This window comes from Planotetraspora thailandica, from assembly GCF_016863335.1.
GTDB lineage: Bacteria > Actinomycetota > Actinomycetes > Streptosporangiales > Streptosporangiaceae > Planotetraspora > Planotetraspora thailandica.
Genome location: NZ_BOOR01000055.1, coordinates 1 through 19,386, shown reverse-complemented (window position 1 = coordinate 19,386; position 19,386 = coordinate 1). Strand labels below are relative to the sequence as shown.

Below are 19,386 nucleotides of genomic sequence, written 5' to 3'. Positions count from 1 at the left end.
TCATGAATCGTCTTCCGCGGTGGCTCGCCCACCATCTGGCGGCCGTACGGGTGGTGGTGGTGCTCACCCTCACCGTCGGCCTGCTCTACCCGCTCGCGATGACCGGCGTCGCTCAGGCCGTGTTCGGCCACCGGGCCGACGGCTCCCCCGTCGACAAGGACGGCAAGCCGGTCGGCAGCGAGCTCATCGGCCAGTCCTTCACCGGCACGGACGGCACGCCGATCAGGCGGTATTTCCAGAGCCGCCCCTCCGCCGCCGGCGACGGCTACGACCCCGGCTCCACCGCGGCGAGCAACCTCGGCTCCGAGAGCGTCGTCGACGTCCTGCCCACGCCGGGCGAGCCCGACTCGGGCAAGCTGAGCCTCCTCACCCAAGTGTGTGAGCGGAGCAAGGCCGTCGGCGAGTTCGAGGGGGTCAGCGGCGCCCGGCCGTACTGCACCTCAGACGGAGTCGGCGCCGTGCTCGGCGTGTTCCGCGAGCAGGGCCTGACCGGGCGGGCGACCCGCGTGGTGAGCCTCAACCAGGCGTGCCCGGCCACGCCGTTCCTGCCTGTCTACGAAGGCGTGACCGTGGGGTGCGCGCAGCCGGGCACCGACTACGGCAAGGCGCTCATCGTCCCCGTCCGCGGCGACGCCCCCGCTCTCCCTGTGGTGCCCGCGGACGCGGTGACCGCGAGCGGCAGCGGCCTCGACCCGAACATCTCGCCCGCCTACGCCGCCCTCCAGGCGCCGCGCGTCGCCAGAGAACGCGGCCTCAGCCTGGACACGGTCACCGAACTCATCAAAGCCAACACCGACGGCCGCGCCCTCGGCTTCCTCGGAGAGCCCGGCGTGAACGTCCTGACGCTCAACCTCGCGCTGGACCGGGAGTCCTGATCATGTACGGCTGGCTGCAAGCGTTGTTCGTCCTCGCCCTCCTGGTGGCCCTGCACGTCCCCGTGGGCGACTACATGGCCCGCACCCTGGACGGCGGCCGCCACCTCGCGATCGAGCGCCGTCTCTACCGGATCTGCGGTGTCGACCCCGATCGTGAGCAGGACTGGCGCCACTATGTCCTGGCTCTTCTGGCCTTCTCCGTGGTGAGCATCGCGGCCCTCTTCGCGCTGCTGAGGCTCCAGGGATCCCTGCCGTGGTCGCTCGGCCACCCGGGCATGCCGTGGGAGCTCGCGCTGCACACCGCGGTCAGCTTCACCACCAACACGAGCTGGCAGAACTACGCGGGCGAGTCCACCACCGGCCACCTGGCCGTGATGGCGGGCCTCGGCGTGCAGGGGTTCGCCTCCGCCGCCGTCGGCATGTGCGTGGGCCTGGCGCTCATCCGCGGCCTGGTCAGGCGGAGCGGCACCGAAATCGGCAACTTCTGGGTCGACCTGGTCCGCAGTGTGTTCCGCGTGCTCCTGCCGCTGGCGGTCGTCTTCGGTCTCCTGCTGATCTGCATGGGCGTCCAGCAGAACCTCGACGGCGCGCACGCCGTGAACACCGTCGCGGGCGGCACGCAGACCCTGATCGGCGGGCCGGTCGGCTCCTGGGAGCCGGTCAAGCTCATGACGGGCGACGGCGGCGGCTTCTTCAACACCAGCAGCGCCCATCCGTTCGAGAACCCCTCGTCGCTGAGCAACGCCCTCGAGATCCTGATCATGCTGATCGTCCCGACCGCCTTCATCCGCACCTTCGGGCGGATGGCCGGCAACCTCAGGCTGGGCTGGACCCTGCTGATTGTGGTCGGCATCCTGTTCGGCCTGTTGCTGGCCGCCGGCAACCTCGCGCAGAGCGCGCAGACCGGCACGGTCGCGCAGGCGGTGGGCGCACAGATGGAAGGCACCGAGACCCGCTTCGGCATCCCCGGAAGCACGTTGTTCGGCGTCTCCGCGACGGCCTCCGCGGACGGCGCGCTCAACTCCTCCTACGACAGCTTCTCCAGCCTCGGCGGCGGAGTGCTGCTCGCGGCCATGATGCTGGGCGAGATCGCCCCCGGCGGCACGGGCAGCGGCCTGTACGGCCTGATCATGATCGTGCTGATCGCGGTCTTCCTGGGCGGCCTCATGGTGGGCCGCACGCCCGAGTTCATGGGCAAGCGCATCGGCTTCTCCGAGATGCGGTACGTGGTGCTCTACTCGCTGGTGTCCCCCGCCCTGGTCCTGACGTTCACGGGGATCGCGGTCGGGCTCCCCGCGGGCGTGTCGTCGATGGGCAACGTGGGGGCGCACGGCCTCACCGAGGTGCTCTACGCCTTCACCAGCAGCGTCAACAGCAACGGCAGCGCCATGGCCGGGCTGAACGGCAACACGATGTTCTACAACCTCACCATGATCGTGGCCATGTTCGTCGGGAGGTACCTGCCGATCGTGTTCGTGCTGGCGCTCGCCGGCCGGCTCGTCCGGCAGCAGCCCGTCGCGGTGACGGCCGGCACGCTGCGCACTCAAGGCGTCAGCTTCGTCGTCCTGGCCACGGGCGGAGCGCTGATCGTGGCGCTGCTCAACTTCCTGCCCGCGCTGTCGCTCGGCCCGCTCGCCGACGGCCTGCTGGGCTGATCCGACCCGTGCGCCGGGGCCTGCTCGGCGCACGGGTCATGCCTGTGCGGGAAATGGGCATCAGGGAGGCGTCAAAGTCTCTTGCCCGGACGTTCCCCGAAGCGACATAGTGAATTCTCGAACGAATCAGGAATTCCGGAGGGAAGGGGGAACGGCATGCGCGGAGAATTCCACGCGCGAGTGTCGTCTCTCTTTTCACGTTCCCGATTGACACCGCGTTCCCTGATCCGGGATCGCTCGTTCTGGTGATGGACGTCCGCCGTTCAGGCTGATCCTCACCGCCCCGCGACCACGATGACGTGGTCCGGCGGGACGGCCTCCCGGGCGATCGCCGCGCCTGCGCGAACGGGCACGCCGCATCCCTTTTCGCCACGCCTTCGGCGTTCACGGAAAATTCCGGTCACTCCATTCCGGGAGGCCCTTTCCAATGGCGGGACCATTTCCCGCCGATCAATGGAGAAAGAGCCATGACCACACCTCACTCCCTCGCGCCTTCAGCGGTGGCAACCGCCAAGAAGGAGTTGTTCCTGCTCGCCGCGCGAGCGCTGGCCGACCCGAACGCGCGGAATCTGAGCGAGCGTCACGCCTCGCTGGCCGGTCAACTGGCGGTCGCCGACGACGCGTGGATGCGTGGATTCATCGGCTGGGCCCGCACGCAACCCGCGCTGCGGTGGTTCGGCATCGCGGTCGCGGTGGAGTTCGTGCACGCACGGACGGACGCCGGGCTCGCGGCCCCCGGAGAGATCCGCGAGGTGATCGACGAAGTCCTGTCGCGCCCCGACGAGCCGGGCGACCTGCTCGCACACTGGCTCCGCCGGTACGGCCGGTCGATCCCCAAGCCGGTGAAGGCGGGGGTGGCCGACGCCGCCGAGCGGCTGTACGACGAGATCGCGCTCGCCACCTACGACACCGACGACGCCGCCATGCGCTTCGCCGAGGTGATCGCCCTCACCCATCCGAAAGCGCTCGGCAAGATCCAGAACGAGGTCTTCCAATACGCGGCGCTCCGCCGGCGCGGCACCCACCCGGTTCCCTCATCGCTGACGACGCTGGTCGCCCGCGCCCAGTTGGAGGCTCTGCCGGCCGAAAAGCGCCCACGTGTGTTCGACCGGCCCGACGCCGCCGGCGTGTTCGTCAAGGCCGCGATGTCGTGGCAGCACGTGAGCGCGTGGCTGGGCGGGGAGATGACCGACAAGGCATGGGCCACGGTCGTCCCGCCGATGAGCTACCGGGACAGGCTGGCCCACCTGCGCGACTTCGACCTCGCGGGCGTGTCCGATGAGATCGCCGACTGGATCTCGTCCGACCTGGCCCACGCGAAGTCGGTCAAACGTGGCAGGGCCCTCCCCGTGGAGATCCTGTCCGCGTACCGCTCCGTCACCTCCGCGCGATGGTCGTGGGCGCTGGAGCAGGCCCTCGACCACGCGACGGCCCAGGTGCCCGCCCTGTCCGGTCGCACGCTGATCCTGGTCGACCGCAGCGAGGAGATGTCGAAGACGGTCTCCTCGGCATCGGCGCTCACCCGGGCGGACGCCGCGGCCGTCTTCGGCTCGGCCCTCGCGCAGCGGTCCCCCTCGGCGGAACTCGTCGAGTGCGGACCCGTCACGGGACCGGTGGAGATCAAGGAAAGCGAGCGTCTCATCGGTGTCCTCGGCCGGTTCCAGGCGCCCGAGGGGCCCTCGACGGTGGCCCGGGCGCTGCGCGAGCACGTGCAAGGGCACGAGCGGGTCATCGTGCTCACCCACTCCGGCGCCGCCGTCGAGGCCGCCGAGGCCGTGACCGTGCCCGGCCACGAACACATCATCACCGAACCCGCCGACGCCTGGTTCGCCGCGATCACGCATATCGAGATGGCACGCGCCGGCGCCTGGCCCTTCTGAAAGGCATCACCATGTCCAAACGCGCACGCAAGAAACGAACCCGGAGAAAGAAGAACGGCAACCACGGGATGCGGCCCGGGCAGGGCTGAGATCCGAGGGCCCGGCGCGGTCATACGCCGGGCCCTCATTCCTGAGGAAGGGAACTTGATGCCTCCCGAGCGCTTCACACCCCGGCCGTCCCGCGGCTACCTGTCGCTGGCCGTCGTGGCGGCGACCGTCTGCTTCGCGGCCGCAAAAAGCGTCACCGGCGAAACCCGTGCCGAATTCGTCGCCGGCCTCGTCCTCGCCGTCGCTTCGGCCTACCTCATGGTTCTCGCGTTGTGTTTCCCCTTGATGCGCTACGTGACGTCGCCGACGACGCTGACGGCGCAGTACGGACCGCTGCTCCGTTACCGCATCCGCCTGTCCGACATCACGTCCGTGACGAGGACCGCCCACCTGTCAGCCGGATCGGCCGCCTCACTGGCGTTGCCGGGCATCGCCCTGTACGGCATGCGCTGCACCGATGTCGGCCGGATCCGGATGTGCGCCACACATCCCTCGAACAACGTGCTCGTGATCACAACCAGGAACGGCGCTCACTACGGAGTCACCCCTGCCGACGAGCGCGCCTTCCTGAACACGTTGCGAAGGCACGGCGTCCCGGTGCGCCGCCCGAGCTCACCCTGAGCGCGTCATCGCGACGCCGAGGCCGTCCAGGATGCGGTCGAGGCCGAAGGTGAGCGCCTGGTCCTGCTCTCCGGCGGTGCGCGCCGAGGCGAAGGCCGCCAGCGTTTCGGGATATCGCCCGGCGTTGGCCATGATGATGCCGGCCATGAGCCGGTCGACCCCGCGCTCGGGTCCTTCCGGCGATCCTGGGGCGGCCCCCTGCTGCACGATGCTCCGTACGTGACCGGTCACGAGGACCAGCGCGTCGACGCGCTCCGCGCCGCTCAGCGCAGTGTCGCGGAGCGCCGACAGCCCCGCCTCCATCCAGTCGAGTTCGTTGGGGCCGAACACACGGGCGCCGACCGCGAGTTCGAGCGCCCACGGGTGCCGCCGGAAGGCGTCGTGCAGTGCCAGAGCCCAGTCGGTGAGCCCTTCGCGCCAGCCTTCGCGCAGGGCCTCGGGCGGCCCGCCGACGGCGGTGTCGAGCATGAGCGCCATCAGCTCGGCCTTGCCCGGCGTGTAGCGGTACAACGACATCTTGGTCGCTCCGAGCTCGTCGGCGATCCGCTGCATGGACACGCCGTCGAGGCCGTCTCTGTCGGCCACCGCGATCGCGGTCTCGACGATGCGCGCGACGGTCATTCGCGGCTTGGGCCCCCGTTTCGCGCGCTCGTGCTCAGGCCAGAGCAGGGCCGCGATCCTCTCGTTCACCATCTCGCTCCCGAGCTTGACAACCTAATTGTTTCTATCAGACGCTTTAATGTGTCCGGTGGAAGCAATTAATCGGGAGAGGTGCCATGCCCGGCAAGAAGGTCCTGATCTCCGGCGCCGGCATCGCCGGCCCCGCCCTCGCCTACTGGCTCAGCCGGTACGGCTACGACGTCACGGTGGTGGAGCGTGCGCCCTCCCTGCGCGGCGGCGGCCAGGCGGTCGACTTCAAGGGACGGGCACACCGCACGGTGCTCGAGAAGATGGGCATCTGGGACGAGGTGCACCTCCGCAGAACCGGCAAGACCGACCTGCGGATCGTCGACGAGCACGACCGGCCGCGGGCCACGATCCCCGCCGAGTTCACGGGCGGCGACGTGGAGATCCTGCGCGGCGACCTCGGCACGCTGCTGCACGAGCGCACCGCCGACACGTGCGCGTACGTCTTCGGCGATCACATCACGGCGATGGACGAGACTCCGTCGGGTGTCGACGTGACCTTCGCATGCCGCCCGCCGGAGACCTTCGACCTCGTCTTCGGCGCGGACGGCCTGCACTCGGCGGTGCGCCACCACGCCTTCGGGCCCGAGGACCGGTTCGTGCGCTTCCTGGGTTACTACTACGCGGTGGCCGGTGGCTCCCCCGGCCTGCCTGTTCCCGGCCCGCCGCCGGCAGAACGCTCGGTCGAGCTGATGTACAACGAGCCGGGACGGCTGGCCGTCTACGGCGGCCCGAAGACGCCGCTGATGTTCGTGTTCGCGTCCAGGGAGCTCGATTACGACCGGCACGACGTCGGCCGGCAGAAGCGCATGCTCGCGGACGCGTACGCCGGAAGCGGGTGGCGGGTGCCCGAAATGATCGCCGCACTCGACGACGAGCCCGAGTTCTACCTCGATTCGATCAGCCGCGTCCACATGAGGACCTACACCTCCGGACGGGCCGCCCTCGTGGGCGACTCCGCGTACGGCAACGTCCTCGGTGGTTTCGGCACCGGGCTCGCCGTCGTGGGGGCCTACGTCCTCGCCGGTGAGCTCGCCGCCGCAGGCGGCGACCACCGCACCGCCTTCGCGCGCTACGACGAGACCATGTACGGCTACGCCAAGATCGCTCGCTCGGGGAACGCCGGCCGCTTCCTCGCCCCGGCCTCCCGGCTCCGCATCCGGATGCGCGACCGGACCTTCTCCAACCCGTTCCTGCTCAGGATGATGATGAAGCTGACCGACGGCTACGCCACGGGCGTCGACCTGCGCGACTACCCCGCGCCGACGACGACCCCATGACGGCCGCCGCCCGGCTTGTGGCGCATTCATGATCACCCGCAAGGGCGCGTTGATGATCCGGTACGGCGGCGGCCCGTGGTTAGAGTGGCCTCGACCACGGGGGTGTCACACATGAACGTCGGCCTCGGCCTGCCCGTCAGCGATCCGCCCGCTCTGCTCGAATGGGCGCGCACCGCGGACGCGGGCCCCTTCAGCACCCTGGCCCTGCTGGACCGGCTGGTGTACGACAACCCGGAGCCCCTGGTGGCGCTGGCCGTGCTGGCGGGGGCGACGACCCGGATCCGCCTGCAGACCGAGGTGCTGCTCGCCCCGCTACGCGAGCCCGCGCTGATGGCCAAGCAGATCGCCACCCTCGACCGCCTTTCGGGCGGCCGGTTCACCCTCGGGGTGGGGCTGGGGTCGCGCCGGGACGACTACAAGGCCGCGAGGATCGATCCCCATGAGCGCGGGGCCCGCCTCGACCGGATCATGGCCGACATGCGGCGCATCTGGTCCGGCGAGCCGTACGGGGAGGAGAGCGGGCCGATCGGCCCGGCACCCACGCGACCCGGCGGCCCCGAGATCCTGTTCGGCGGTTTCCGGCGGGCCTCCATCCGGCGCATCCCCCGCTTCGGCGACGGACTGCTCTGCGCGTCGCCCCTGGCCGAGATGGACCGGGTCTTCCGCATCACCGAGGAGGAATGGCGCACGGCCGGCCGCAGTGGCCGCCCGAAGCTGGTCGCCCAGCTCTACGCGGCGCTCGGGCCGGAGCCCGTCGTCGACGAGGCGCGCCTCCACATTCAGCGGTACTGCGGCGGGCCGCAGTACATGGACCTGCCGGCCCACTACGCCGACATGGTCGTGGAGCGCATGCTCACCACCCCGGGCGAGGTCCGCGAGGCCGTCGATCGACTGACCGGAATCGGAGCCGACGAGGTCGTCTTCTACTGCTGGGCGAACGACCTGCACCAGATCGACCGTTTCGCCGACGCTCTGACCTAGTCTCTGCGGCGTGGCGATCCTCCCTCTGCAGGGGGAGGATCGCCACGCCCGGAAAAGTTACGCTGCGGCCTATGGGACTAAGGCGCCGGATGGCCGCCTCCTACGTGCTGGTGACGGCCGCGGCCGTCGCGGTCGTCGAGGCGGTGCTGCTCGGCGTCTACGTGCCGTCGATCATCGGCGACTCCGGCCTGCAGAACCGTCTTCAGAACCAGGCCGGGCCCGACGCGCAGATCCTCAGCCTGGCCGTCAGCAACCTCAGCGCGGCCAATCCCAGCGTGCCCATGACCGGTCTGCTCAACATGGCGCAGAAGGTGACCAGTGACGAGATCTCGATCGGCGGGAGCAAGGGAAACCCGGACCAGGGAGTGCCGATCACCTTCACCCACGGCGAGGCGGCGGACCAGCCCATCGAGGCTCTGACCGATGCGAACGGGCTGGTCGTCGCCAGCTCCGCCATGGGCACCTACCATCCGGGCACCCGGCTCGACGTCCGCCTTCTCCCGAAGGGCGGCGGCGGCAGCGGCACGACCCGCACGGGGAGCACGACGTGGTGGTTGAGCCCGGTGCTGCTCTACCCTCCCACCTCACTCCGCTCCACCAAGTCGGCCAAGGCATCGCAGTACACGCTGGCCGGATACGTCTACGTGCAGGCGCCGTCCGGCTACAGCGGGCCGGGAAACGCACCCGACTCCCTGTTGCGGCTGCTCGCGCCCGGCTTCCTGGTGCTTCTCCTCGCCGTGCCCGTGGGGCTGATCTTCGGGTTGCTGAGCACGCGCCGCCTCCTCGGCCGGCTGCGGCAACTGGCGAGCATCACGAGCAGGGTCGCCCAGGGCGACTTCCGCCCGCGCGTGCCGGTGACGGAGGGGGACGAGGTGGGCCGGCTAGAGGAGTCGTTCAATCGCATGACCGTGCGGCTGGAGTCGGCGCTGCGCGCTGAACGGACGGCGGGGCAGGCGGAGGCGCGCCAGGCCGAGCGCGGTCGCATCGCCCGCGAACTGCACGATTCGATATCCCAGGATCTGTTCTCCCTCAGCCTCCTGGCCGCCGGCATGCGGCGCGCGGCCCCCGACCGGCTGCGGGAGGAGGCGGAGGCGATGGAAACGACCGCTAACAGGGCCATGCGTGAGATGCAGGCGCTCCTGCTCGAACTGCGGCCGGTCGCGCTCGAAGACGCCGGCCTGGTGCCCGCGATCGAGGAGCTGTGCAGGGCCTACGAGGCCCGGCTCGGCCTGCGGGTGGACACCCGGCTAGAGGAGGTCCCGCTGTCGCCCTCCGCCGAGCACGCCGTGCTGCGCCTGGTTCAGGAGGCGCTCAGCAATGCGATCAAGCATGCCGATCCGGGACTCGTGCGGGTACGGCTGGCCCTCGACGACGGGACCGTCCAGGTGGAGATCTGCGACGACGGCAGCGGCTTCGATCCGGGGCCGGTGAACCACGGGATGGGCCTGCGCCTCATGCGGGAGCGTGTGGAGGAACTGGGCGGCACGTTCGAGCTGCGAACGGCGCCCGGCGAGGGCACCTCGGTCGCCGCCATGCTGCCTCCCGCCGCCACGGAAAGCGCGTTCCCGACCGACGCCCCGGCGTTCTCGACCCTCAGCGAGCGACCATGATCCGTGTTCTGATCGTCGACGACCACGAGGTCGTACGCCAGGGCCTTCGTTTCGTTCTGAGGCAGGAGGACGGCGTCGAGGTCGTCGGCGAGTGCCCGGACGGGGCGCGGGCGTTGACGGCGATCGCCGCGCTGCGGCCCGACGTGGTCCTCCTCGACATGGTGATGCCGGGCAAGGACGGCCTGGCCGTGCTCCGGGAGATGGAGCCCGGCCCGGCGGTCATCGTGCTGGCCTCCTTCCTCGACGACGAGCGAGTGATCGAGGCGGTCCGGCTGGGCGCGCTGTCCTACCTGTCGAAGACCACGGCGGTGGACCGGGTGGTAGAGGCGGTGCGGGCGGCCGCGGTGGGCGGAAGCGTGCTGGAGGCGGGCACCGCGGCCCTACTGATCGAACGCGTACGCCAGGGCCGCCGCCGCGACCCCATGGACCTTCTCACCCCCCGGGAGGTCCAGGTGCTCGCCGAACTGGCGAGAGGCCGTTCCAACGCCGAGATAGCCCGCTCCCTGAAGCTCGGCAGGGAGACGGTGAAGACGCACGTGTCCAGCATCCTGACCAAGCTCGGTCTCGCCGATCGCACCCAGGCCGCCATCTTCGGCCTGCAGCGGGGCCTCATCGCCCTGGATGAGGCCCTGGACGTCTGACCGCGGCCCTGCCCTCAGCCGGTCCGCAGCGCCTCAGCCGGTCCGCAGCGCCTCGGCCGGGGGGAGGCGGGCGGCGCGGACCGCCGGGTAGAGTCCCGCGATCCCGCCGACGATCACCGCCACCAGCACGCCTCCCCACAGCGCCCCGGCCGGGATCTGGATCGCCCATCCCCTGCCGCGCGCCAGGGCCGCCGTGACCGCGCAGCCGATCAGCACGCCCCCCGCTCCTCCGAGTGCGCCGAGGATCAGCGACTCGGCGAGGAACTGGCCGGCGACGTGCCCTCTGGTGGCCCCGAGCGCCCGGCGCAGCCCGATCTCGCCGCGCCGTTCCAGCACGGAGATGACCATGATGTTGCCGATCCCGATGCCTCCCACGAGGAGCGCGACCGCGCCGAGACCGAGGAACAGCGCGGCCGACGACTGGGCCACGGCCACCCGGGCGGTGAGCGCGTCGGACGGGCGGGACACATCCACCGAGTCGGGGTTCTCCGGGTCGGCGGTCGCCCGGAGCAGTTCCGACACCTCGATCACCCGTTCCTGTCCGGCCCGGACGTAGAGGCGGCTCGCGTTCCCGTCGTACCCGAACATGGATCCCGCCACGGGGAATCCGATCAGGGCGGAGCTGTCGATTTCAGGAGCGTACGGGAACGGGTCGAGGATTCCGGCGACCGTGAACCAGTGGCCGCCGAGCCACACCCGCGTGCCGGGGTCGACCCGGCTGATCCCCAGCGTCGTCGCCGCCTCGTGGCCGAGGACCGTGACGGGGTAGGCGGCGGTGGCCGCGTCGAGGAACCGGCCCTGGCTCACCCGCCCGTCGAGGGTGGCCGGCAACGACACGTCGGCCGCCCGTACGGCCAGGCCGCCGGTCTGACCCGAGGGGACCATCTGGTTGCGGTACACGTTGACGGCGGTCAGCTGGGCGGTCGGCGAGACGGAGCGGACGCCGTCCACCCGCCGGATCATCCGGACCGACTCCGCCGGAAGCTCCCGCTCCGCACCCGACAGGCCCGTGCCGCTGGAGACGGTGAGCAGGTTGGTGCCGAGCCGGTCGATCTGGGCGAGCAGGGCGGCCTGGCTGGACGTCGTCACCCCGGCCACGGCGACGACGGCGGCGATGCCGATCGCCACGCCCAGCCCCGACAGGACGGCCCGCAGGCGCCGCGTGCGCAGTCCCAGGGTGCCGGCGGCCAGAAGGTCGGCGGCGCGCACCCGCGGCGGCGGAGGCGTCGCGGCCTCGGCGGCCGTCATCGCACGTCCTCCCGTTCGGTCGTGCCGGCGACTTTCCCGTCACGCAGCTCGATCCTGCGCGGGCACGCGGCCGCCACATCCCCGTCGTGAGTGACGATCACCAACGTCGCGCCGTCGGCGTTGAGCTCCCGAAGAAGCATGATGATCTCCGTGGTTCCCGCCGTGTCGAGATTCCCCGTCGGCTCATCGGCGAAGACGATCGACGGAGCGCCGACGAGCGCCCGGGCGATCGCGACCCGCTGGCGCTCCCCGCCGGACAGCTTCGCCGTACGATGCCCGACCCGATGGCCCAGCCCTACCCGCTCCAGCGCCTGCGCCGCCCGCTCCCGCCGGTTCCCGGCCCGGACGCCGCGATACATCAGCCCGGTCGCGACGTTCTCCAGCGCCGTGAGGCTGTCCAGCAGGAAGAACTGCTGAAAAACGACTCCAACGTGATGGGCACGCAGGCCCGCGAGCCCGCGCTCCCCCAGTTCCTGTACGGCGTGCCCCGCAAGCCGTACCGAGCCGGACGTGGGACGGTCGAGCGCGGCCATGAGGTGGAGGAGGGTCGACTTGCCCGACCCTGAAGGACCCACGATCGCCACCATCTCGCCCGCCTCGACGGTGAGGCCGACGCCCCTGACCGACTCCACGGGCGGCTCCCCCGGATAGACCTTCCACACGTCGCGCAGCTCCAGGACTCCGCTATGGCTCATCCGGCCGGCACCTCCACGCTCGCTCCTTCGGCGACACCGGTGACCTCGACCAGCCCGCTGGTCTCGTCGAACAATCCGACCTGGACGGGAACCAGGCGGCCGCCGCTGGAGACGGCGAACGTCCCGCCCGGTCTGGCCAGCAGGGCCACGATCGGCACGGTGAGCACGTCCTTGCGCTCCTCAGTGGTTAGGGCGACCTGGACCAGCGCCTGGTCGAGTGTGCGGCCGGTGCGGCCGGACAGCCGGATCGTGATCGGCACCGACGACTGCGCGGGCCCGTCCTGCACCTCGTTGGTGACGGCCACGGGGCTGACCGTCGCCACCCGGCCGTCCCTCGTGCTGCCGTCGGGCAGTGTGACCAGCACCGGCGCGCCCACTCTGACACCTGGCACCTGGGCGGGGTCGAGCTCCACCGAGACGACAGGAGCCGTGCTCGTCCCGTGCAGCACCGGCCCACTGCCGGACGCGCCCAGGTGCACGTCGTGTCCCGTCACCCGGAGCGCTCCGGGAAGGAAGACGACCTGGCCCAGAGGCACGGTTCCGGTCACGGGGAGTTTCGCGTCGTGCTGCCACCTGCGGACGGCGTAGTAGGTCGCCAGAGAGAAGTGCCGGTCCACCGTGATCCCGGTGTACCCGAGCGCGCGCAGGTTGGTCTCCAGTTGCAGCACGTCGGCGCCGTCGGTCACACCCAGTTCGAGCGTGCGCCATGCGGGGCGGGAGCCGTACAGGAGAGGAACCGGGCGGCCATCGGCCTCGTAGAGGGAGCGGCCTCTGGTGACGGTGGAGCCGACGGCGGGCAGCCGTGTGATCGTCGCGCCGTTGCCGGACACCTGGTAGCTGCCCGCGTAGGTCAGAGTGCCGTTCACCTGCTGTTGCCGTGTCACGTCGGTGCGCGTCACCTGAGCCGTGCCCGTCGGCGGCGGCGCGGAGGTGGCGGGCGCGGGTTCGGCTCGCGTCACGGCCCAGGCTCCGCCCGCGCCCGCCAGCACCACGACACCGGCGATCATCGCTTTCGGCCGGTTCATCCGTTGTCCGAAACGATCACGATGCTCTTGCCCACGAAATACTGCCTGCACGCGGGAAGCTGATCACGCCATCCGCGTTTGCCCAGATCCAGCAGCCGTTTCGGCAGGGGGAACTCGCCCCGGGCGTTGGGGTCGGGCCAGTCGGGGACCCCGTGTTCGCGGAAGCACCGCGCCAGCTGCCTCAGCTTGGCCATTTCGGCGGCCGTGTATTTCGGCCCCTTGTCGCCCCCCGCGGGCAGCCGGGCGGCAATGGACGCGCACGCGGTCTTGGCACTGCCGGGAATCTTCACCGAGGAGTTCACCTGAGGGTTTCCCTGGGCGTCCAGCACCGGGTCGGGGAAGTTCGGCACGCCGTTCTGACGCAGGCAGGCGGCGAGCTCCCGGTACACCGCGAGCAGTGATGCGGTGGGGCTCGGCGTGGCGGCCGCTCCGGACGTGGGGGCGGTCGCGCAGGCAGCCAGGAGGGGCACGACCAGGTACGGCCCCGCTCTGCGTATCTTCATGGATGTCGTCCTCCGGAACGGTGGAGATGCTCTGACTCCACGTTTCCGGCGGGAAGGACGGCGCGCATCGCGCGAGAGCGGGGCCGCGGCTCCCCCATTCGGGGGACCCGGGCGGCCTCAGGTTGCCGGACCGGTCTCCTTCAGCTACCTGCGGGCCGCATGATCACAGGGCGCCGGTGCCGATCAGATGGCCGATGAGGTACACGACCAGGGCGGCTCCTCCGCCGATCAGAAGCTGGCGAGCGCCTGAGCGCAGCGATCCCCTGCCGTTGAGCAGCCCGAGGACGGCGCCGACGGAGAACAGGGCGACGGCGGCGAGTGCGATCGAGACCACGGATGCGACCGGACCGGACCCGAAAAAGTACGGTAGGACGGCCACGACGGCCCCGACGGCGAAGGCGACGAAGCTGGACAGAGCCGCCGACCACGGCGAGCCGAGCTCGTCCGGGTCGAGGCCGAGTTCCTCACGGACCATGGTGTCCAGGGCCGCTTCGCGGTCCTTCATGATGGTCGTGGCGACGCGTTCCGCCTCCTCCGCGTCCAGGCCCTTGGCCCGGTAGATCAGCGCCAACTCCTCGGCCTCGGCTTCGGGGTCGTCGCGGAGCTCTTCGGACTCCAGGGCGATCTCACGCTCGTAGGCCTCCCGCTGGCTGCGCATCGAGATGTACTCGCCGGCCGCCATCGAGAAGGCACCGGCGAGGAGCCCGGCCAGACCGGCGAAGAGAATGGTCGAGCCGGCGGCTCCTGACCCGGCGAATCCCATGACCAGCGAAGTGTTGGAGACCAGACCGTCGTTGACGCCGAAGACGGCGGCGCGCAGCGTCCCCGAGCGGTCGCCGCGGTGCCACGACTCCCGCCGGGCGATGCTTCGGCCGGTCTCGCGTGTGCCGCCCTGGTCACGCATCCGGGTGAGCACGCGCGCGTGCGAGCGCTCGTCGACGGCCATTCCCGGCGCGGCGTCGGGGTCGCCGTCGTAGAGGCCGGCGTCGGAGTGCTCGGCCCGCTCAACGAACGGCAGCACGACGTCGGCGGACAACCGGCGGGCCAGCATGGTCAGCAGCCGGGTACGCAGCCCCGGGCTTTCCGGGTCGGGAACCTTCTCGCCGAGCGCGTCCAGTTTGCCCGCCCAGTGCGCGGCGTGCCGTTCCTCCACGGCGGCCAGTTCCATGAGGATCATCTTGCGCTCGCCGTCGGAGCCGTCGGCCAGGCCGCGGTAGAGGGCGGCGCTCTCCCGCTCCGACCGCAGCAGGTCGCGGTAGCGGGCGACCGCCCTCCGGTCGTGGCCCGCGTGGACGTCGTTGACGTCGGTGCTCATCGTGTGTCTCTCCCCCTCGTGCCCCGCTCGTCGTGTGCGGCCTCTTCGTCCAGGCACCGGCGGCAGGTGCCACGGAAGACGACCTGTGCCTCATCGACCTGTCCCACGTCGTCGACGGGGCTCAGGCACGGCTTGGCGTCCGCGAGGCAGGACACGTCGCTGACCTGGCCGCAACGCCGGCAGACGAAGTGGTGATGCCAGGCCGTACGAGATTCGTAGACCGTCGCGCCCCGCCCGACGTCGGCGCGGAGCACCAGACCGGCGTCCGCCAGGGCTGTCAGCGAGTTGTAGACGCTCGTGCGGGGCAGCGCGACATCGTTCCTGATCAGATGGGCGTGCACCTCGTCGGCCGTGTGGTGCCCGTGCATGGCCCGCAGCGCCTCGATCACCGCCAGCCGCGGGCGGGTGGCCCGCAGCCCGGCCTCCTGCAGCTGCGCGGCGTCCTCGCCTGCCATCTGCCGCCCACCCCATTCCATCTTGTACTTGGACAAAGTATAAACTGTCCGGACAAGGTTGCGTGAATCCGGTGCGCCGCCTCTGGTCGGCGGCCCGCGAAAAACGATCAGTTCGGTCATTCGGCCACGCCCCGGCGGCACGCGCGAGAGCGGCCCGAGTGACGTCGCATCCCACGGGGGGCCTGAATGAACGACAGCTCACCTCATGGCCGGGAGGAAAGGTCACGGTCGTCCTTCTCACGCCGTTCCTTCCTCAAGGGAGCGCTCGCCGCCGGGGCGGCGTCCGGCTTCCTGGCCGAAGACGCGGTGCGGGCCGCCGACGCGCGAGCCTCCGGTCACGGCGCGGCCGCCGCCGTGTTCGCGTTCCACGCGGCGCATCAGGCCGGGATCGACCGCCCTCCTCCGCCCCAGGCCCAGCCCGCGGCGACCTTCGCCTCCTTCGACGTGACCGCGCGCGACCGCGACGAGCTGACCGGCCTGTTCCGCACGCTCACCGACCGGGCACGCGTGCTCACGTCGGGGAGCACACCGCCCGCGACGGGCCCGGGCCCGCACGACGACCGCCTGCTGGGCGGGAGCATCGTCCCGGACGGCCTCACCGTGACCGCCGCCGTCGGCGCGTCCCTCTTCGACGGCCGGTACGGCCTGGCCGGCCGCAAGCCCATCCAGCTGAAGACGATGCGGCCCTTCGAGTATGACCGGCTCGACCCGGCCGAATGCCACGGCGACCTGCTGCTGCAACTGTGCGCCGGCCATCGGGACGTGCTGGTGCACGCGTTCCTCGACGTCCTCGCGCACACCAAGGGGGTCCTCACTCCCCGCTGGCGCGCGGACGGCTTCGTCAACCCGCCCCGCCCGACCGGCACGCCGCGCGACATGCTCGGTTTCAAGGACGGCATCGCCAACCCGGACACCGGCGACGCGCAGCAGATGAACCAGCAGGTCTGGGTGCAGCCGGGTGGCGGCGAGCCCGACTGGACCGTGGGCGGCACCTACCAGGCCGTACGCATCGTGCGGTTCTTCGTGGAGGAGTGGGACAAGGTCCCCGTCGGCGAGCAGGAACGGATCATCGGCAGGCGCAAGGTCTCCGGCGCCCCGATGTACGGGACCGAGGAGAGCCAGGACCCGGTGTACACCAACGATCCGCAAGGGGCGATCACGCCGCTGAACTCGCACATCCGCCTGGCCAACCCGCAGACGCCGGAGACCGCGGCGACGAGTGCGATCCTGCGGCGCAGCTATCAGTACGTGCGCACTCCCGACCCGGCCGGAGACGTGAACGTCGGCCACGTCTTCTGCTGTTTCCAGCGGGAGCTGGACACCTATATCGCCATGCAGAACCGGCTGGAGGCCGAGCCGTTGGTCCGCTACATCAGCCCGACCGGCGGCGGCTACTTCTTCGTCCTGCCGGGGGTGCGCGACAACGCGGACTACTACGCGCGGGGCTTGCTCGCCTGACAGCTCCTCATCGAACCGAACGGAGGCACGACATGCGCTTCATCCGGGCAGGCGGGCTCACCGTGGTCATCGCCGCGGGTCTTCTCCCCGGGCTGTACGGCCCGGCGGCGTCCGCGTGGCAGTCAGCGGCGCGGGCTGATCCCTCGGCCAGGACGTTCCTGTACGTGGCGAACCAGTTCGCCGACGACGTCGCGGTCGTCGACGTGGGCGCCAGGAAGGTCGTGGAGAGCATTCCCGTCGGCGACGCGCCGTCGGGCGTCGCCGCCGATCCGCGCGGGAACCACGTGTACGTCGCCGACCAGCGGTCCGGCAGCGTGTCGGTGATCGACACACGGGCCCGCCGGGTCACCGGAACCGTCCAGGTGGGGTCGGAACCGGTCGGGGTGGCGGTGAGCCCCGACGGGCGGCACGTCTACGACGCCGACGGCGGATCGAACACCGTGTCGGTGATCGACGCCCGCGCCGGCAGGGTCGTCGCGACCGTTCCGGTGGGCGCGGAACCGGTGAGCGTGGCGGCCGGCCCGGACGGCCGCTTCGTCTACACCGCCAACGAGCGCTCGAACGACGTCTCGGTGATCGACGCCCGTACCGACAGGGTCGTCGCGACGGTTCCCGTGGGCGTGGCCCCGGCGGGCGTCGCCGTGAGCCCGGACAGCCGGTTGGTCTACGCCGCCGACGAGGGATCGGCCGGCCTGTCGGTGATCGACGCCCGCGCCGGCAAGGTCGTCGCCACCGTCCGGGTCGGCGTGGGGCCTTTCGGCGTGGCGGCCGGGAGCACGCGCGTCTACGTGGCGGACCTCGGTCCCGCCCGCGTGTCGGTGATCGACCCGAAGACCCGCACGGTGGTCGCGACCGTGCCGGACGGCACCGAGGGCACCACCGACCCGTTCGGCGTGGCGGTGGGCCAGGGGGTCGCCTACGTCGTCAACCAGGGCGACGGCGACGTGGCGGTGCTGGACACGCACACGAACAAGATCGTCGCCACCGTCCCTGTCGGCGCGCAGCCGTACGGCATCGCCGTCACGCGGGAGGTCAGGGGCGGCAGGTGAGGCGCAGCCGGGCCCACGAGTTGTTGGCATAACCCTTCGGATTCCACAGGTCGCCGGGACATCCCGGCTGAACTGCGGCCGTGCAGTCCCAGGCGCGGGCGGTGATCGTGGTCTCTCCGGGCGGCAGGTCAAGGGTGATCCGCCACAACTGCCACGCCCACGTGTCGCGAGGCTCGTCGAGATCGGCCTGGGCCCACGTGGAGCCGTCGTCCAGCGACACGTCGAGGCGGGCGACGGTGCGGTCGTCGCCGGCGAAGGCATAACCGGTGATCTCGGTGGGGCCGGGGGGCAGCGGGCCGGTGCCGTCCGGCCGCAGGATTTCGCAGTTGAGAGCGACTGGCCCCAAGGAGATGCCGTCGCTGGGCCCGGCCTTGTCGGGGTCCGCCTCGGGCGGCAGCAGGCGGTAGGCGACGGCCTGGAAGTAGTTCTCGGACGGTTCACGCTGCGCGGTGACGCGCTGCAGCCATTTCACGCTGCGGGCTCCGATCCAGCCGGGGACCACCGCACGCAGCGGGGCACCGTGGATGCGGGGCAGCGGCCTGCCGTTCATGGCCCAGGCCAGCAGGACCTCGCCGGACAACGCCTTGCCCGCCGGGATGGAACCGCCGTACGGCTGCGGCGGGTCGGCGATCTGGCTGACGTCGGGGGCGGCGAAGGCGATGTGGGCCGCATCGGGAAGCAGGGCGGCCTCGGCGAGCACGTCGGCGAGCCGCACTCCGGTCCACCGTGCGGTGGAGGTCGCGCACGGACCCCACGGGTCTTCGCCGGGGATGTCGCGGACCTCCATCAGCCCGGCCCGCCGATTCCCGGCACACTGCAGCGTCGCGGTCACCTCGTGGTGCTCGAACCTGTCGCGCAGGTCGTCCAGGGAAAGACTCAGCGGCCGCCGGACCAGTCCATCAACCTCCAGCCGCCAGGTGGCGGCGTCAACCTGGGGCACGGGCCCGTGGTTGCGGCTGTAGAAGCTGTCCAGCGTGGTGATCGGGCTCCCCGCCAGCGCTCGGCGGGGAGGCTCGGCGTTGAACGGCTCCCGCTCATGCACGACCATGTCGTCACGTTTGCCCCACAGCGTCATGTTTGTGAGTTACCCCGAACCCGCAGGAAGGACGCTTCGCCCTTCCCTGGCCGATCGCGCCTCCGTGTAATGCCAGATCGGCTGGGGGCATCCGCGCGTTCTCGCCAAGTTCGGGTTTCTCGGTACGCCTTTTGCCCCCGGATGGATTTCCGTACGGCTATGCGTCTCAACGACGAGCCCTCTGCCCGAACCTGGGGAGTGACCTTGAACTTGCGAGTCTCCTGGCGAGATGCGTGGTGATTGCCATGCCTGTGAGCGCCCCTGGATTTTCCGTCGGAGACGTCA

18 protein-coding genes are annotated in these 19,386 nt (G+C 70.9%); 10 read left to right on the top strand and 8 right to left on the bottom strand.

Features of this window, described 5'->3' with window-relative positions; genetic code table 11:
- The first annotated feature begins 2 nt into the window (after positions 1–2).
- The 4 genes from Pth03_RS30205 to Pth03_RS30190 all read left to right on the top strand — a co-directional run bounded on the left by Pth03_RS30205 (position 3) and on the right by Pth03_RS30190 (position 5,079).
- Positions 3–875 carry a potassium-transporting ATPase subunit C gene (locus tag Pth03_RS30205; protein WP_203947824.1) on the top strand — a complete coding sequence of 291 codons (873 nt, stop codon included), beginning with the start codon at positions 3–5 and terminating at the stop codon, positions 873–875.
- A 2-nt stretch (positions 876–877) separates the two neighbouring features.
- On the top strand, positions 878–2,530 hold the full coding sequence (gene kdpA, locus Pth03_RS30200) for a potassium-transporting ATPase subunit KdpA (protein ID WP_203947823.1): 1,653 nt from the start codon (positions 878–880) through the stop codon (positions 2,528–2,530).
- A 467-nt stretch (positions 2,531–2,997) separates the two neighbouring features.
- Positions 2,998–4,410, top strand: coding sequence for a TROVE domain-containing protein (locus Pth03_RS30195; RefSeq protein ID WP_203947822.1), 1,413 nt, complete (start codon positions 2,998–3,000; stop codon positions 4,408–4,410).
- 147 nt (positions 4,411–4,557) lie between these two features.
- On the top strand, positions 4,558–5,079 hold the full coding sequence (locus Pth03_RS30190; RefSeq protein WP_203947821.1) for a PH domain-containing protein: 522 nt from the start codon (positions 4,558–4,560) through the stop codon (positions 5,077–5,079).
- On the opposite strand, the gene Pth03_RS30185 is transcribed toward Pth03_RS30190, so the two are convergent.
- A complete protein-coding gene (locus tag Pth03_RS30185) occupies positions 5,071–5,772 on the bottom strand; it encodes a TetR/AcrR family transcriptional regulator (protein WP_203947820.1) in 702 nt (233 codons plus the stop codon). The genes Pth03_RS30190 and Pth03_RS30185 overlap by 9 nt on opposite strands.
- Before the next feature lie 83 nt (positions 5,773–5,855).
- Between Pth03_RS30185 and Pth03_RS30180 the strand changes: the two genes are divergently transcribed.
- The 4 genes from Pth03_RS30180 (at position 5,856) to Pth03_RS30165 (ending at position 10,278) form a co-directional block, all read left to right on the top strand.
- Positions 5,856–7,046, top strand: a complete 1,191-nt coding sequence (locus Pth03_RS30180; protein ID WP_203947819.1) for an FAD-dependent monooxygenase — start codon at positions 5,856–5,858, stop codon at positions 7,044–7,046.
- A 111-nt stretch (positions 7,047–7,157) separates the two neighbouring features.
- Positions 7,158–8,027: an LLM class flavin-dependent oxidoreductase gene (locus tag Pth03_RS30175; RefSeq protein WP_203947818.1), complete on the top strand. Its 870-nt coding sequence runs from the start codon at positions 7,158–7,160 to the stop codon at positions 8,025–8,027.
- Between the two features lie 71 nt (positions 8,028–8,098).
- Positions 8,099–9,637 carry a HAMP domain-containing sensor histidine kinase gene (locus Pth03_RS30170; protein WP_203947817.1) on the top strand — a complete coding sequence of 513 codons (1,539 nt, stop codon included), beginning with the start codon at positions 8,099–8,101 and terminating at the stop codon, positions 9,635–9,637.
- On the top strand, positions 9,634–10,278 hold the full coding sequence (locus tag Pth03_RS30165; RefSeq protein WP_203947816.1) for a response regulator transcription factor: 645 nt from the start codon (positions 9,634–9,636) through the stop codon (positions 10,276–10,278). The genes Pth03_RS30170 and Pth03_RS30165 overlap by 4 nt, the downstream gene beginning before the upstream one ends.
- 33 nt (positions 10,279–10,311) lie before the next feature.
- On the opposite strand, the gene Pth03_RS30160 is transcribed toward Pth03_RS30165, so the two are convergent.
- The 6 genes from Pth03_RS30160 to Pth03_RS30135 all read right to left on the bottom strand — a co-directional run bounded on the left by Pth03_RS30160 (position 10,312) and on the right by Pth03_RS30135 (position 15,555).
- Positions 10,312–11,526 (bottom strand): ABC transporter permease, encoded by a 1,215-nt coding sequence (locus tag Pth03_RS30160; protein WP_203947815.1) that lies wholly within the window; start codon positions 11,524–11,526, stop codon positions 10,312–10,314.
- Complete coding sequence (locus tag Pth03_RS30155) at positions 11,523–12,221, bottom strand: ABC transporter ATP-binding protein (protein ID WP_203947814.1); 699 nt, start codon at positions 12,219–12,221, stop codon at positions 11,523–11,525. Before Pth03_RS30155 ends, Pth03_RS30160 begins: the two co-directional genes overlap by 4 nt.
- Complete coding sequence (locus Pth03_RS30150; RefSeq protein WP_203947813.1) at positions 12,218–13,246, bottom strand: peptidoglycan-binding domain-containing protein; 1,029 nt, start codon at positions 13,244–13,246, stop codon at positions 12,218–12,220. The genes Pth03_RS30155 and Pth03_RS30150 overlap by 4 nt, the downstream gene beginning before the upstream one ends.
- Positions 13,243–13,749, bottom strand: a complete 507-nt coding sequence (locus tag Pth03_RS30145; protein WP_203947812.1) for a hypothetical protein — start codon at positions 13,747–13,749, stop codon at positions 13,243–13,245. The genes Pth03_RS30150 and Pth03_RS30145 overlap by 4 nt, the downstream gene beginning before the upstream one ends.
- Positions 13,750–13,912: 163 nt before the next feature.
- Positions 13,913–15,064 carry a VIT1/CCC1 transporter family protein gene (locus Pth03_RS30140; protein WP_203947811.1) on the bottom strand — a complete coding sequence of 384 codons (1,152 nt, stop codon included), beginning with the start codon at positions 15,062–15,064 and terminating at the stop codon, positions 13,913–13,915.
- On the bottom strand, positions 15,061–15,555 hold the full coding sequence (locus tag Pth03_RS30135; RefSeq protein ID WP_239119474.1) for a Fur family transcriptional regulator: 495 nt from the start codon (positions 15,553–15,555) through the stop codon (positions 15,061–15,063). Before Pth03_RS30135 ends, Pth03_RS30140 begins: the two co-directional genes overlap by 4 nt.
- 150 nt (positions 15,556–15,705) lie before the next feature.
- On the opposite strand from Pth03_RS30135, the gene Pth03_RS30130 reads away from it, so the two are divergent.
- A complete protein-coding gene (locus tag Pth03_RS30130; RefSeq protein WP_203947810.1) occupies positions 15,706–16,977 on the top strand; it encodes a Dyp-type peroxidase in 1,272 nt (423 codons plus the stop codon).
- A 32-nt stretch (positions 16,978–17,009) separates the two neighbouring features.
- Complete coding sequence (locus Pth03_RS30125; protein WP_203947809.1) at positions 17,010–18,026, top strand: beta-propeller fold lactonase family protein; 1,017 nt, start codon at positions 17,010–17,012, stop codon at positions 18,024–18,026.
- Here Pth03_RS30125 and Pth03_RS30120 read toward each other — a convergent pair.
- Positions 18,010–19,101: a sulfite oxidase gene (locus tag Pth03_RS30120; RefSeq protein ID WP_203947808.1), complete on the bottom strand. Its 1,092-nt coding sequence runs from the start codon at positions 19,099–19,101 to the stop codon at positions 18,010–18,012. The genes Pth03_RS30125 and Pth03_RS30120 overlap by 17 nt on opposite strands.
- Positions 19,102–19,386: the final 285 nt, after the last annotated feature.

Coding starts and splice junctions, on each gene's coding strand:
- Pth03_RS30205 (WP_203947824.1), top strand. CDS start 3: ATGAATCGTCTTCCGCGGTGGCTCGCCCACCATCTGGCGGCCGTACGG.
- kdpA (WP_203947823.1), top strand. CDS start 878: ATGTACGGCTGGCTGCAAGCGTTGTTCGTCCTCGCCCTCCTGGTGGCC.
- Pth03_RS30195 (WP_203947822.1), top strand. CDS start 2,998: ATGACCACACCTCACTCCCTCGCGCCTTCAGCGGTGGCAACCGCCAAG.
- Pth03_RS30190 (WP_203947821.1), top strand. CDS start 4,558: ATGCCTCCCGAGCGCTTCACACCCCGGCCGTCCCGCGGCTACCTGTCG.
- Pth03_RS30185 (WP_203947820.1), bottom strand. CDS start 5,772: ATGGTGAACGAGAGGATCGCGGCCCTGCTCTGGCCTGAGCACGAGCGC.
- Pth03_RS30180 (WP_203947819.1), top strand. CDS start 5,856: ATGCCCGGCAAGAAGGTCCTGATCTCCGGCGCCGGCATCGCCGGCCCC.
- Pth03_RS30175 (WP_203947818.1), top strand. CDS start 7,158: ATGAACGTCGGCCTCGGCCTGCCCGTCAGCGATCCGCCCGCTCTGCTC.
- Pth03_RS30170 (WP_203947817.1), top strand. CDS start 8,099: ATGGGACTAAGGCGCCGGATGGCCGCCTCCTACGTGCTGGTGACGGCC.
- Pth03_RS30165 (WP_203947816.1), top strand. CDS start 9,634: ATGATCCGTGTTCTGATCGTCGACGACCACGAGGTCGTACGCCAGGGC.
- Pth03_RS30160 (WP_203947815.1), bottom strand. CDS start 11,526: ATGACGGCCGCCGAGGCCGCGACGCCTCCGCCGCCGCGGGTGCGCGCC.
- Pth03_RS30155 (WP_203947814.1), bottom strand. CDS start 12,221: ATGAGCCATAGCGGAGTCCTGGAGCTGCGCGACGTGTGGAAGGTCTAT.
- Pth03_RS30150 (WP_203947813.1), bottom strand. CDS start 13,246: ATGAACCGGCCGAAAGCGATGATCGCCGGTGTCGTGGTGCTGGCGGGC.
- Pth03_RS30145 (WP_203947812.1), bottom strand. CDS start 13,749: ATGAAGATACGCAGAGCGGGGCCGTACCTGGTCGTGCCCCTCCTGGCT.
- Pth03_RS30140 (WP_203947811.1), bottom strand. CDS start 15,064: ATGAGCACCGACGTCAACGACGTCCACGCGGGCCACGACCGGAGGGCG.
- Pth03_RS30130 (WP_203947810.1), top strand. CDS start 15,706: ATGAACGACAGCTCACCTCATGGCCGGGAGGAAAGGTCACGGTCGTCC.
- Pth03_RS30125 (WP_203947809.1), top strand. CDS start 17,010: ATGCGCTTCATCCGGGCAGGCGGGCTCACCGTGGTCATCGCCGCGGGT.
- Pth03_RS30120 (WP_203947808.1), bottom strand. CDS start 19,101: ATGACGCTGTGGGGCAAACGTGACGACATGGTCGTGCATGAGCGGGAG.